This window comes from uncultured Oscillibacter sp. (assembly GCF_900544955.1).
Classification (GTDB): Bacteria; Bacillota; Clostridia; order Oscillospirales; family Oscillospiraceae; genus Oscillibacter.
Map to the genome: position 1 here is coordinate 43,070 of NZ_UQXD01000011.1, position 12,652 is coordinate 55,721.

12 protein-coding genes are annotated in these 12,652 nt (G+C 65.3%); 8 read left to right on the forward strand and 4 right to left on the reverse strand.

The features are described 5' to 3' along the window. Window positions 1–155: 155 nt before the first annotated feature. The 3 genes from QZS21_RS04355 (at window position 156) to QZS21_RS04365 (ending at window position 1,668) form a co-directional block, all read left to right on the forward strand. On the forward strand, window positions 156–398 hold the full coding sequence (locus QZS21_RS04355) for a helix-turn-helix domain-containing protein (RefSeq protein ID WP_295580686.1): 243 nt from the start codon (window positions 156–158) through the stop codon (window positions 396–398). Window positions 399–463: 65 nt separating this feature from the next. Further along, entirely contained in the window at window positions 464–706 is a 243-nt protein-coding gene (locus QZS21_RS04360) for a helix-turn-helix domain-containing protein (RefSeq protein WP_295580688.1), read from the forward strand. A gap of 188 nt (window positions 707–894) precedes the next feature. After that, window positions 895–1,668, forward strand: a complete 774-nt coding sequence (locus QZS21_RS04365) for a prepilin-type N-terminal cleavage/methylation domain-containing protein (protein ID WP_295580690.1) — start codon at window positions 895–897, stop codon at window positions 1,666–1,668. A gap of 102 nt (window positions 1,669–1,770) precedes the next feature. Here the strand turns inward: QZS21_RS04365 and QZS21_RS04370 are convergent, their stop codons facing one another. The 4 genes from QZS21_RS04370 to rlmB form a co-directional block, all read right to left on the reverse strand. Next, window positions 1,771–2,313: an NADH peroxidase gene (locus QZS21_RS04370; RefSeq protein WP_295580691.1), complete on the reverse strand. Its 543-nt coding sequence runs from the start codon at window positions 2,311–2,313 to the stop codon at window positions 1,771–1,773. Between the two features lie 442 nt (window positions 2,314–2,755). Then, a complete protein-coding gene (locus QZS21_RS04375; protein ID WP_295580692.1) occupies window positions 2,756–4,831 on the reverse strand; it encodes an elongation factor G in 2,076 nt (691 codons plus the stop codon). A 268-nt stretch (window positions 4,832–5,099) separates the two neighbouring features. Further along, window positions 5,100–7,223 (reverse strand): hypothetical protein, encoded by a 2,124-nt coding sequence (locus tag QZS21_RS04380; RefSeq protein ID WP_295580694.1) that lies wholly within the window; start codon window positions 7,221–7,223, stop codon window positions 5,100–5,102. A gap of 17 nt (window positions 7,224–7,240) precedes the next feature. Next, entirely contained in the window at window positions 7,241–8,011 is a 771-nt protein-coding gene (gene rlmB, locus QZS21_RS04385; protein WP_295580696.1) for a 23S rRNA (guanosine(2251)-2'-O)-methyltransferase RlmB, read from the reverse strand. Between the two features lie 215 nt (window positions 8,012–8,226). Between rlmB and ftsH the strand changes: the two genes are divergently transcribed. The 5 genes from ftsH to QZS21_RS04410 all read left to right on the forward strand — a co-directional run bounded on the left by ftsH (window position 8,227) and on the right by QZS21_RS04410 (window position 12,630). Beyond that, complete coding sequence (ftsH, locus tag QZS21_RS04390) at window positions 8,227–10,419, forward strand: ATP-dependent zinc metalloprotease FtsH (RefSeq protein ID WP_295580698.1); 2,193 nt, start codon at window positions 8,227–8,229, stop codon at window positions 10,417–10,419. A 97-nt stretch (window positions 10,420–10,516) separates the two neighbouring features. Then, complete coding sequence (locus QZS21_RS04395) at window positions 10,517–11,347, forward strand: hypothetical protein (protein ID WP_295580700.1); 831 nt, start codon at window positions 10,517–10,519, stop codon at window positions 11,345–11,347. Window positions 11,348–11,657: 310 nt separating this feature from the next. Then, the gene (locus QZS21_RS04400; protein ID WP_295580702.1) at window positions 11,658–11,861 is read left to right on the forward strand and encodes a helix-turn-helix domain-containing protein; all 204 of its coding nucleotides are present in this window, start codon (window positions 11,658–11,660) and stop codon (window positions 11,859–11,861) included. An 88-nt stretch (window positions 11,862–11,949) separates the two neighbouring features. After that, window positions 11,950–12,078 (forward strand): helix-turn-helix transcriptional regulator, encoded by a 129-nt coding sequence (locus QZS21_RS11650; RefSeq protein WP_308589051.1) that lies wholly within the window; start codon window positions 11,950–11,952, stop codon window positions 12,076–12,078. Window positions 12,079–12,111: 33 nt separating this feature from the next. After that, entirely contained in the window at window positions 12,112–12,630 is a 519-nt protein-coding gene (locus QZS21_RS04410) for a GNAT family N-acetyltransferase (RefSeq protein WP_295580704.1), read from the forward strand. The last annotated feature ends 22 nt before the right edge of the window (window positions 12,631–12,652 follow it).

A 12,652-nucleotide genomic window follows, 5' to 3' on the forward strand; every position in this document is an offset into this window, starting at 1 on the left:
GCCAGGGACCTGGCCCCGTCCAGCCCTCTCCTACTATACCGCAGATTTTCAAATAGGCTCCTCCCAAGTAGTTTATATATCGACTATAGTATCATATTTCGCCCACTTTTTGCAATAGTTTCGGTTAGACTTAGCAAAAAGTAGGAGGTGGACCCATGGAAACACGGAAAGCCGTTGCCCTTCGTCTGATAAAACTGTGTGAAGAGACCGGGTGGACCATAAACAAGTTGGCTACTTCCTCTGGGGTCTCCCCTTCTACGCTCAAAAGCATTTTATATGGAAATAGTCAAAATCCTGGTGTCGTCACCATTAAAAAGCTCTGCGACGGCCTGGGCATCACTCTGGGCCAGTTTTTCTCCGCGCCGGAGTTCGACGCTTTGGAACAGGAACTGCAATAGCCCCTCCGGCGGCACGGATATCCGCGTGTGCGCCGCCGGGGAAAAGGGCGGAAAGAGGGGATGACATGACGGTGAAGGATGCCGTGGCGGCCCGCTTCGCGGCGCTCTGCCGGGAACGAAATATTCAATTCAACGAATTGGCAACGCGTTCCGGCGTCACCCCTTCCACGGTGTACAGCATGATGGACCCGCGGCGGAGACAGGTCTCCATCATCACCATCAAAAAGCTCTGCGACGGCCTGGGCATCACCCTGGGCCAGTTTTTCTCCGCGCCGGAGTTCGATGGTCTGGAGCAGGAGATTCAATGACTTCTGCGGCAATTGAAAGGGGACTGGATCACCAGTCCCCTTCTAACGCTTCTCCGCCAGCCGCGCATTGACGGCACTCTAAATTAGGATTATACTGTACTTAGCTTGTGATCTTTCAGCCAAACGTGCCATACCGCCGCAAAAACGCGGAAGCCGCTCAAGAATCTGATGCCGGGAGGAGGGAAGCCATGTATATTAAACGCCGCCGGAAAGGCTTCACCCTGGCGGAACTCTTAATCGTGGTCGCCATCATCGGCGTTCTGGTGGCGGTGGCCATCCCCGTCTTCGGCACCCAGCTGGCCAAGGCCCGGGAGGCGGTCTGCCTGGCCAACCGGCGCAACCTGATGCCCGAGCTGGTCTATGCCTCGATGCTGGAAGGACTGGACCAGCGGAAGGCCGAGGCGTTTTTGGCGGACGCCGGCACCATCTGTCCGGTGGGGACCGTCACCGTCAAGGTGGGGGGCGACGGCACCATCACCCTCACCTGCAGCGAGCACGGCACGCTCTCCAACAGCGGCGCCTCCACCGACGGGGTCAAGACCTATCTGGAAAACTTCATCGACTTTTCAAAGGACCCCGGCGACGGCGTCAAAAAAGTCAACCCGAGTTTGCGCACCGCCTTCTTTGAGGAAAATGGAAACACCTGGCCCCTGCTGCGTCTGGACGGCACCGTGTATCAAATCGAGCCCTATTACTGCAACGACACCGGGGAAGCCTGGCTCTTCGCCCGCGAAAAGCAGGAGACGCCTGCCGTCAACAACGGGAATTGGAACGTGCCGCTGGTCTACAATCCCGTGGACTCCACCTGGTATCAGGGGCTGAATTACAACGGGACAAAGCCCCAAAACGGGAACGCCATCTACAAAAGCCTTGCGGACCTGGATACGGCCGTCAAGACGGCCACCCAGCCCGGCAATCCCGACGTCCGCAAATGGCGGCCCGTCACGGTGGCTCTGGAATAACCCCGCCCCTCAGGGCCCCCTTCTCTCCGCAGACGCAGACGGGAGGGGGATCACAGTTGTGATCCCCCTCCCGTTTGATTTTGCTGTTCCGCAGCGCCCGGCTCAGCCGAAGTAGCGCTTCAGCAGACCCTCGAAGGCCTTGCCGTGGCGGGCCTCGTCGCGGGCCATCTCATGAACGGTGTCGTGGATGGCGTCCAGGTTCAGCTGCTTGGCCATCTTGGCAATCTCGAACTTCCCGGCGGTGGCGCCGTTCTCGGCCTCAATGCGCATCTCCAGGTTCTTCTTGGTGGAGTCGGTCACCACCTCGCCCAGGAGCTCGGCAAACTTGGCGGCGTGCTCGGCCTCCTCATAGGCGGCCTTCTCCCAGTACAGGCCGATCTCGGGATAGCCCTCGCGATGGGCCACCCGGGCCATGGCCAGATACATGCCCACCTCGGTGCACTCGCCGGTGAAGTTGGCGCGCAGACCCTCCATGATCTCCTCGGGAGCGCCCTGGGCCACGCCCACCACATGCTCGGCGGCCCAGCTCATCTCGCCCTTCTGCTCAGTGAACTTGGAGGCGGGAACACCGCACTGGGGGCACTTCTCGGGGGGATTCTCGCCCTCGAACACATAACCGCAAACCTGGCAAACCCACTTCTTCATAAGATGATCCTCCTTATTAATGGAAATTTTTATCGTTTTTCATGTAGTCCCGCTTGGGATGATATGAGTATAACAGGATATTCGAATATTGCACAGTTGCTAATGCAACAACGGAAAAAAATTTCCAAACTTTCTTTTCTCTCTTGCAAAACACGCCGCCGGGGGTCCCGGCGGCGTGTTTTTTCATCAGATGGTTTCGGCTCCGCTGCGTCTTGGCAGGAACCCCGGGCAGGTCGTTTTCCTGCTGCTCCGCCAGGGCCTTCGCCTCCGCGATGGCCTTCTCCTGCGCCAGAGGCGGGCGGCATCGGGGCGAACTCCATTCCGCTCCGCTTCCGCCTCTCGGCGAAACCTGCGCTGCATTCCTTTGCCCCTCCGCTTCCCACCGGGACCGCTTCGCTGTGTCCCGGCGGGAACCCTGGACGGACTGCCCGCGCGTATTCCCTTACTGCTGCTCCGCCAGGGCCTTCGCCTCCGCGATGGCCTTCTCCTGGGCCAGAGGCGGGCAGTCCTCGTAACGGACGAAGTGGAAGACGAAGCTGCCGCGGCTCTGGGTCATGGACCGCAGGTCGATGGCATAGCTGCCCATCTCCGCCATGGGGACCTCGGCGGTGATGACCTGGCCGCCGTCCTCGGTGGGGTCCATCCCCATGACGCGGCCCCGGCGCTTGTTCAGATCGCCGATGACGTCGCCCATGTAGCTGTCCGGCACGGTGACCTTCAGCTCGCCCACCGGCTCCAGCAACACGGGGCTGGCCTCCGGCAGAGCGGCCTTATAGGCCAGCTGGGCGGCGGTTTTGAAGGCGATTTCGGAGGAGTCCACCGGGTGATAGGAGCCGTCGTACAGCACGGCCTTCAGATTCACCACGGGATAGCCCGCCAGCGGGCCGTGGACGCAGGCCTCCCGGATGCCCTTTTCCACGGCGGGGAAGAAGTTCCGGGGCACGGAGCCGCCGAAGACCTCCTCGGTAAAGACCAGCTCCTCGCTGTCGGGATTGGGCTCGAAGCGGACCCACACATCGCCGAACTGGCCGCTGCCGCCGGTCTGCTTCTTATGGCGGCCCTGCTTCTGAACGGTCTTGCGGATCTTCTCCCGGTAGGGCACCCGCACGGGCTTCAACTCCGCCTCCACGTTGAAGCGGCTACGCAGCTTGCTCACCAGCACGTCCAGCTGCATGTCGCCGGAGCCGGAGAGCACCATCTGGTGGGTCTCGCCGTTGTTCACCACCGTGAAGGTGGGGTCCTCCTCATTCAGGCGGGTGAGGCCCTGGGCGATCTTGTCCTCCTGGCCCCGGGTCTTGGGCACGATGGCCACGGAGTAGCAGGGCTCCGCGAAGGGGATGTTCTTCAGGGCCACCACCTTCCGGGCGTCGCACAGGGTGTCGCCGGTTCTGACCTTCTCCATCTTGGCGATGGCGCCGATGTCGCCGCAGCCCAGCTCCTTGACCTCCACGGCCTTCTTGCCCCGCATCACATACAGGCGGCCCAGCTTCTCCGGGCTGCCGGTGCGGGCGTTGACCATGCTGAGGTCCGGGGTGATGCTGCCGGAGAGGACCTTCACAAAGGAGTACTTGCCGTACTGGTCGGAGACGGTCTTGAACACAAAGGCGGTGGGCACGCCGCCGGGGGAGACCACGAACTCCTCGGTCTCGCCGTCCTGGCGGGTGGCCTTGTGGTAGTTGCCCTCCATGGGGTTGGGCAGCAGGTCCACGATGTTGTCCATCAGCATGAGGGAGCCCATGCAGTTGACGGCGGAGCCGCACAGCACGGGGAAGAGGCTCAGCTCCCGGACGCCCTGGCGCAGGCCCTGGATCATCTCGGCGTAGGTAAAGTCCTCGCCGCCGAAGAACTTGTCCATCAATTCCTCGCTGGTCTCCGCCACGGACTCCTTCAAAGCATCGTTGAACTCGGTGATGACGGGCTCCTTGTCCTCCGGCACCTCGATCTCCACCCGCTTGAGCGCCTGCATCTCATAGGCCCGCTTGTTCAGCACGTCGATGATGCCGGTGACCTTCTTGTCGCCGTCCCAGATGGGCACCACCACCGGGGCGATCTTCTTGCCGAAGTGCTCCCGCAGGGCGTTGAAGGTGGCGTTGTAGTCGCTGTTGTCCTCGTCCGTCTTGGAGATATAGACGAAGCGGGGCATGTTCCGCTCCTCGCAGTACTTCCAGGCCTTCTCCAGGCCCACGGAGATGCCGTCCTTGGCGGAGCAGACGATCACGGCGGCGTCGGCGGCCCGCAGGGCCTCCATCACCTCGCCGGAAAAATCGAAGGCGCCGGGGGTATCCAGAAGGTTGATGCGGCAGCCCTTATACTCCAGAGGCGCCACGGCGGCGGAGATCGAAATCTGCCGCTTGGTCTCCTCGGGATCGTAGTCGCAGACGGTGTTTCCGTCCGGCACGCGGCCCATGCGGTCGATGGCGCCCGTCATGTAGAGCAGGCTCTCCGCCAGGGCGGTCTTGCCGCTGCCGCTGTGGCCCAGCAGGCAGACGTTCCGGATGTTCTGTACAGAATAGCTCATGATCGTTCCACTCCTTCAATCGTGCTGTTTACACGGCCCGAAAGCGATGAACCCGGGCCGGGATCGGCGTCTCCACGGGATTACTGGACATACCAATGTAGAAATTATACAACGGCGACCCGGTTAATACAACAGAAATTTTGGCAGATTCCCCATTTTGGGCAGGAGGGAGAAATTTGGAGCAAAAATTTTGGCAACAGGGCAAAAAAAGGAGGAGGCCGCCTGCGGGGATGGCGCAGGCGGCGCTCCTTGGTCTCTCTTCTCTCTTTTAATAGCGGCCCGTCCAGTCCGCCATCAGCAGCACCGGCGCCGTCCACAACAGCAAAAATACCTCCAGTGCCAGGGGGGTCAGCAGGTCGTAGGCCCCCATGCCCGTCAGGTAAAAGGCCAGCAGCGTCCCCGAGGCACTGCCCAGCAGGCCCAGGGCCGTGGCCCGGCGCACCGCCTTGCACATGCGGCGGCTGCCCGCCACCGTCTCCGCGTAGGGCAGCAGCCCCTCCCGGAACAGCAGCGCCCGGGGCATACCCCGGTCCAGCTCCGCCTCGCTGAGGGCCACCCGGGCCGTCAGGTCCGGGTACTCCACCCGCACCTTTTTGTGAAACTTCCGCTTCAGCAGACCGGGGTTGATGTTGGGGTCCCGGGCAGCCAGGATGGGCGTGATATGGCTGCGGCGCATCATTCGCAGGGCGAAGTCCACGTTTTCCGCCGGGTTGTACTTCACGGCGAACACCGCCGTGATCTGGCGGTCCACCGCCAGGAACACGCCGGTTTTCAGGTTGATGCCGGCGGGGAGGCGCACGTCCATCTTCCGCATGAAGGACGCGGTGCCCATCAGCACCGTCTCCCCCCGGATGGCGGCGGACCAGCCCCCCTCCTCGAAGAAGCTGAAATCCTCCGCCTTTTCGTAGCGGCCGCCCTCGCTGCGCAGCAGGCCGTCAAACAGCCGCTCCAGCCCGCTGCCGGCGGCGCGGGCCATGGTGGCGGCGTAGGAGCGGACCTTGTTCAGCTCCTCGCCGAAGACCTTGACCCCGTTGAGCTGGATGGTCCCCGGGGGGAACAGGTCCGCGTCCGTCAAAATCATGCACTTCTTCCGGCTGATCCGCTCCGCGCCGTACCACCCGGCCACGGCGCAGCCGGTCTTTTGCAGGTGCCGGGCCAGGCGGGAGAAGGGCAGGCCCCAGCACAGCGGCAGGGCGAAGGAGGCCCCCGCCGCCAGGATGGCGGACCAGTTCAAAAGGAAGTCCGCGTCCCGGCCCTGGCCCAGGGAGCCCAGCCCGGCGAAGACCAGGGACCCCACCAGCACCACCGGCAAGATGGCCGTCTGCCACAGCGTGGCGGCGTCGTCCCGCATGGCGGCGGTGTAGAACCCGGGCAGGGTGCCCCGCTGCTTGCAGGCGCCCCGGTCCGTCTCCGTCACCAGATAGGGCGGCTCGTCGTCCATGGCCGCCGCCCGGAAGGTGTCGTACTTTCCCTGGCTCTCCCGGCTGATGCCCCACAGGGCAAACACCAGCGCCAGGCAGCTCACCGCCGCGTAGGGCATGGCGTCCGCGCGCTCCGGCAGGGCCAGCCGGGCCGCACAGTCCGCCGCCGACACCACCGCCGACAGGGAGATCAGCAGCTCGCTGGTGCACCGCTTGCGCAGCACCATCTGCGCCCCCTTGACAAACACGCTGCGGCACAGCAGCGCCACCACCCCCAGGCAGGCCAGCAGCACCGCACTCTGGAGCCGGGGGTCCCCGGACCAGTAGGGCACCGCATACCCCTGCCGCTCCAGCACCAACAGCACCGTGGGGAACAGCGCCGCCACCGCCGCCGCGAACAGTCCGCCCCGGCGGCGGTGGTACTCCCTGCGGAAGGTCTCCGCCGCGTCCCAGGGCACCTCCTCCGGGCCGATGACCTCCTCCTCCGGCACCGGCTCGATCTCCGGCTCCGGCGGGGCGTACAGCCGCTCCGTGTCCTCCTCCAGCCGCCGCCGGGAAAACAGGCCCCGCCGGGGCTTCAAAAGCGGCTCCTGGTGCTCCTCCATCACGGCGTCCACGGTGCAGCCCACCACCTCCTCCAGGGAGACGGGACGGGGGGGGCGGGGCAGCTCCTCCTCCAGCTTTTCCAGGTCCACCGTCCGGGCCTCCTGCCGGGTCGGCTCCGCCGGGGCGGGGACCGGCTCCGGCACAGGGTCCGGCACCGGGGCGGGCGGCGCGGCGGCGGGGGGCGGCACCGGCGCCTCGGCGGCCAGCTCCTCCTCCACGTCCCGCAACAGCTTCTCCTCCCGCCCGGCGCCGTACTCCGCCAGAATCTCCTCCAACGAGAATTCCTCCTCCGCCGCGGGCACGTCGGTCCCGGCGCTGAGGGAATCCAGGGTCTCGTATAGCGTTTTCTCGTCCTTGGGAGTCATGTCTTTTGATCCTCTCCTCAGTTCAGGCGCTGGCGCACCGCCTCATACAGCAGAATCGCCGCCGCGGCGGAGGCGTTCAGGGAATTCAGCTTCCCCCGCATGGGGATGCTGACCAGAAAATCGCAGTTCTCCATGGCCAGGCGGGTCATACCGTCCCCCTCGCTGCCGATGACGATGGCCGCAGGCCCCTTCAAATCCGCGTCGTACAGCCCGGTGGTGCCCCCCGCCGCCGTGCCGAACACCCAGACGCCCTGCTTTTTCAGGTCCTTCAGCAGCGCGGGGATGTTGGGTACCCGGGCCACGGGCACGTGGGCCACGGCGCCGGCGGAGGTCTTGGCCACCACGGCGGTGAGCCCGGCGCTGCGGCGCTTGGGAATCACCACGCCGTGGGCCCCGGCGCACTCGGCGGTGCGGATGACGGCCCCCAGGTTGTGGGGGTCGGAGATCTCGTCGCACACCACGATGAGGGGCTGCTCCCCCCGGTCCGCCGCCGCCTGGAGAATCTGCTCCACGCTGACGTACTCCCGCACCGCCGCCAGGGCGATGACCCCCTGATGGGCGTGGGTCCGGCTCATGGCGTCCAGCTTCCGCCGGTCCGCCTCCACCACCACCACGCCCGCCGCCCGGGCCTTGGAGGCGATGTGGCCCAGGGTTTTGTCCGTCTCCCCCTTCTGGAGGTAAATCTTGTCGATGGTCTCCCCCGCCCGCAGGGCCTCGATGACGGCGTTGCGGCCCTCGATGATGCCGTCGGCCCCGGCGGTGAGGCCGTCCTTCTTCTGTTCGTCCATAGCGTCTCCCTCAAGCGAAGATTTTGTCACATTCAGATGGTAGTATATCATACAAGCCGGGTACAATAAAGTGTGAATTTACAGAAACTTCATGAAAAAAAACGCCCTTGTCCTTGTGGCCGCGCCGCTTGTGTGGTATACTGCGTTATAATTTTGGTGCGCTGCGCACAACGATTATGAAGGATTGGTTTTCCCCGAAAGGAGCTTCCGGATACATGGATCAAAACAACAAGAAAAACAGCCCCGGCGGCGGCAAAAACAGCAATGCGAGAGGGATCGTCTCCCTGGTGTGCTGGGCGCTGCTGCTGACCATCCTCGTCAGCTACGCCGGTACCTACATGACCAGCGCCGGCCACCAGGCCTCCAGCGTGGAGCTGTATTACAGTGACTTCCTGGACCTGGTGGAGCAGGGCGAGCTGACGGAGGTGGCCTTTGACCCCAACGAGGCCATCATGCACCTGACCCCGGCGGACGGCTATGTGTACACCGACAAGGACGGCGTCGCCTACACCAAGTCCACCGGGGAGGACGGCGCCGCCGTGTGGACCTACACCGACCAAGCGGGGGAGGCCCGGACCACGGCGCTGGACCCCATCGTGGTGGAGCTGCCCAACGACGAGCTGGTGGCCTACCTCCACGAAAACGGCGTGCGGTTCAAGGAGACCTACCAGCCCCCCGTCAGCCCCGTGATGGCCATGCTGGTGAGCTATGTGCTGCCCTTCGTGTTCATCATGCTGATGTTCTCCCTGGCCATGCGCTGGATGAGCAAAAAGGGCGGCATGGGCGGTATGGGCGGCCTCGGCGGCGTGGGCAAGGCCAACGCCAAGGTGTATATGGAGAAGTCCACCGGCGTCACCTTCCGGGACGTGGCGGGCCAGGACGAGGCCAAGGAGTCCCTGACGGAGATCATCGACTTCCTCCACAATCCCGGCAAGTACACGGAAATCGGCGCGAAGCTGCCCAAGGGCGCCCTTCTGGTGGGCCCTCCGGGCACCGGCAAGACGCTGCTTGCCAAGGCCGTGGCCGGCGAGGCCAACGTGCCCTTCTTCTCCATCTCCGGCTCCGACTTTGTGGAGATGTTCGTGGGCGTGGGCGCCAGCCGGGTCCGGGACCTCTTTAAGGAGGCCGCCAAGGTGGCCCCCTGCATCGTCTTCATCGACGAGATCGACACCATCGGCAAGTCCCGGGACAACCGCATGGGCGGCAACGACGAGCGGGAGCAGACGCTGAACCAGCTGCTGGCGGAGATGGACGGCTTCGACCCCACCAAGGGCATTATCCTCCTGGCCGCCACCAACCGCCCGGAGGTGCTGGACCAGGCGCTGCTGCGGCCCGGCCGGTTCGACCGGCGCATCATCATCGACCGGCCCAACCTGTCCGGCCGCCTGGCCACCCTCCAGGTCCACACCCGGAACATCCGCCTGGCAGAGGACGTGAACCTGAAAAAGGTGGCCCTGGCCACCGCCGGCTGCGTGGGCGCGGATCTGGCCAACCTGGTGAACGAGGCCGCGCTGCGGGCCGTCCGCAAGGGGCGCAAGCTGGTGACCCAGGAGGACCTGCTGGCCGCCTTCGAGCTGGTCATCGCCGGCACGGAGAAGAAGGGCAGCGTCCTGACGGAGTTTGAGAAAAAGCTGGTGGCCTACCATGAGGTGGGCCACGCCATGGTGGCCTACAAGCAGAAGAACACCGAGCCGGTGCAGAAGATCACCATCGTCCCCCACACCCAGGGCGCCCTGGGCTACACCCTGCTGATGCCCGAGGAGGACAAGACGGAGCTGCGCACCAAGGACGAGCTGATGGCCAAGATCGCCGTCTCCATGGGCGGCCGGGCGGCGGAGGAAGTGGTGCTGAACACCATGACCAACGGCGCCTCCCAGGACATCCAGGAGGCCACCTCCATCGCCCGGAACATGGTGGCCATGTTCGGCATGAGCGAGGAGTTCGGCATGATGGCCCTGGCCTCCCGCCGCAACCAGTATCTGGACGGCGGCTACGGCATGGACTGCGCCCAGGACACCGCCGCCCGAATGGACTCCGCCGTGAAGGAGATCCTGGACTACGCCTACCGGCAGGCCGTGGAGATTCTCTCCCACAACCGGGAGGACATGGACAAGGTGGTGGCCTACCTCCTGGAGAAGGAGACCATCACCGGCGCCGAGATGGTGGCCATCATCGAGGGCCGGGACCCGGAGCTGGTGGAGGACGCCTACGCCTCCACCCTGGACCGCACCCCCGCCATCGAGGCCCCCGCCCGGAAGGTGCACATGATCTCCCAGAAGATCGAGCCCCCGGCGGAGGCGCCCGCCCCCGACGAGGAGGCGGAGGCCGCCCCGGAGCCGCCCGCTCCCCAGGCGACCCAGACCCCCGATGAGACGCCCTCCGCGCCCCCCGCGGACGATTCTCTCTGATCCCGCTCCGCGGCGCCGCGCAGTTGTCTGCGGCGCCGCGGTTTTTTCCTCTCCGGCGGCGCGGGCCCCGGAATCCATTGAAAAGGAGGTGCCGTCCGTGGCCATTCGGGACGACCAGCGGCCCACTCTGGCCTCCTGGCCCAGGTGCATCCAGGCCTGGGAGGAGCTGCCCCCGCCTTTCCGCCCGGCACTGGAGGCCTGGGCGGCCCAGGGCCTGCCGCCACAGCACGTCATCCACATCCCCCGGGTCCACCAGTACGCCGGCGGGCCGGAGTACGCCGCCGCCTGGTGGGGGGACGCCGTCTCGCTCCAGACCCTCCGGCAGGGCCGCCTGACCGGGCGGGAGATCCGCCCGGGGGAGACGGTGCAGCTGCGCTACCAGGTCCGCCTGCTGTGCTGCGACGTCACCGCTTTCCTGCGGGACGGCAGCCAGGTGTCCTTCTCCTACAACAAGACCCGGGAGGACCAGCTCCTCCCCCTGCTGAACCTGCTGCTGGGCAGCCCGCCGGACTTCCGTCCCGCCGCAGACCATCCGGAGACGCCGGAGTGGGCCCAGCTCCGCCGGGACAGCTACGCCATGTATTTCACCTCCCTGCTGTGCTGCCGGTACGGCGGCCCGCCCCGGGCCCACCTGTGGTTCCGGGGCCGGGAGCGGAGCCTGGTCTACTTCCTGCGGAAGATGCCCCAGCCGGAGTACTTTCTAGCCGCCGCGGACCGGGGGCTGGTGGTGCTGTCCACCGATTTCTACGGCACCCGGGCCGTCTACCTCCCCTGGGAGGAGGTCCGCATCGCCCCGCCCGCCGACGGGGACGCCGTTCTCTCCATCACCTCCGCCCACGGCGAGGGGCTGTCCCTCCCCCTGCTGCCGGGCCAGGCCGCCCAGGTGCGGGTCTTCCTCCAGGCCGCCCGGGAGGCGGTCCCCTGCTGACAAGCGGTCCGGCGCACCCAAGGTGCGCCGGACCGCTTTCATGTCTCCCGCCGGGGCTGAAACCGGGCACAGCCCGCCTCCGCCCGCGGGGCTTGCGCCGCGGAAAGACGCAGTGCCCGTACGAGAGGGGCGCGTACCGCCTGCCGCAGCAGACGAAGTGCCGGCGGAAGTGAGCGCAGGCACCGCACACCGCCGTCTCCTGCCTGGGATACCCTGTCATGGGACGCACCTTCCTCTCGTCATAGTCCTTTCACGACTAAAACACAATAGTCGCACAGGGACTATTGTATGATGATGCAGGGTGATTTTTATGCTGTTTCCGCGTATCCGCGATCTGCGGGAGGACCGGGATTGGACCCAAGCGCATGTGGCAAACCTCCTGGGCGTGCGCCAGACCACCTACTCCAAATACGAGCTGGGTAAAATCCTGGTTCCCATCGACATGCTCATCAAGCTGGCGGACCTGTATCACGTGAGCCTGGACTACCTGGCGGGCCGGTCCGACCGGCCCTGACGGAGGACGATTCGATGTACGTTCAACGAATCCGGGACCTTCGGGAGGACCGGGACAAAAAACAGCAGGAAATCGCCAATACCTGGGTGTGACCCCAAGCACGTATTCCGAATACGAGGGCGGCACCATCAATATCCCCATCGACATACTCATCAAACTGGCGGATTTGTACCGCGTGAGCCCGGACTACCCGATGGGCCGGTCGGACCGGCCCTGATGAAGATCAGACAACAAAAGGAGACTGCACACTATGATTCGACCTGCCGCTTTGGCGGATCTGCCCGCCGTCGCCGCCATTTACGACGCCATTTTGGACCAGGAGGCGCAGGGCCCCGTGTACACCAACTGGCAGCGGGGCAAATACCCCACGGAGGCCACCGCCCGGGAGGCGCTGGAGGCCGGGACGCTGTACGTGGGCGAGGAGGCCGGCGCCCTCTGGGGCGTGGTGAACCTGAACGGCCTCCAGCTCCCGGAGTACGGCGCCATCCCCTGGTCCATCCCGGCGCAGACGGAGCAGGTGGGCGTCATCCACACCCTCTGCATCCACCCGGCCTGGTCCGGCCGGGGCCTGGCCCGCCGGATGGCGGCCTTCTGCGAGGAGGAGGCCCGCCGCCAGGGGCGGACCGTCATCCGCCTGGACACCTGGGAGGGCAACCTCCCCGCCAACCGGCTCTACCCCTCCCTGGGCTACCGCTTCGCCGGGGCCACGGAGTTCTTTTTCCAGGGCTTCATCCGGGAGACTCTGAACTGCTACGAAAAGGCGCTGTAACCGGGACGCGGCAGGGAGCACA

Bases quoted from the DNA above. Each gene is read 5' to 3' on its own strand.
- QZS21_RS04355 (WP_295580686.1), top strand. From the start codon at position 156: ATGGAAACACGGAAAGCCGTTGCCCTTCGTCTGATAAAACTGTGTGAA.
- QZS21_RS04360 (WP_295580688.1), top strand. From the start codon at position 464: ATGACGGTGAAGGATGCCGTGGCGGCCCGCTTCGCGGCGCTCTGCCGG.
- QZS21_RS04365 (WP_295580690.1), top strand. From the start codon at position 895: ATGTATATTAAACGCCGCCGGAAAGGCTTCACCCTGGCGGAACTCTTA.
- QZS21_RS04370 (WP_295580691.1), bottom strand. From the start codon at position 2,313: ATGAAGAAGTGGGTTTGCCAGGTTTGCGGTTATGTGTTCGAGGGCGAG.
- QZS21_RS04375 (WP_295580692.1), bottom strand. From the start codon at position 4,831: ATGAGCTATTCTGTACAGAACATCCGGAACGTCTGCCTGCTGGGCCAC.
- QZS21_RS04380 (WP_295580694.1), bottom strand. From the start codon at position 7,223: ATGACTCCCAAGGACGAGAAAACGCTATACGAGACCCTGGATTCCCTC.
- rlmB (WP_295580696.1), bottom strand. From the start codon at position 8,011: ATGGACGAACAGAAGAAGGACGGCCTCACCGCCGGGGCCGACGGCATC.
- ftsH (WP_295580698.1), top strand. From the start codon at position 8,227: ATGGATCAAAACAACAAGAAAAACAGCCCCGGCGGCGGCAAAAACAGC.
- QZS21_RS04400 (WP_295580702.1), top strand. From the start codon at position 11,658: ATGCTGTTTCCGCGTATCCGCGATCTGCGGGAGGACCGGGATTGGACC.
- QZS21_RS04410 (WP_295580704.1), top strand. From the start codon at position 12,112: ATGATTCGACCTGCCGCTTTGGCGGATCTGCCCGCCGTCGCCGCCATT.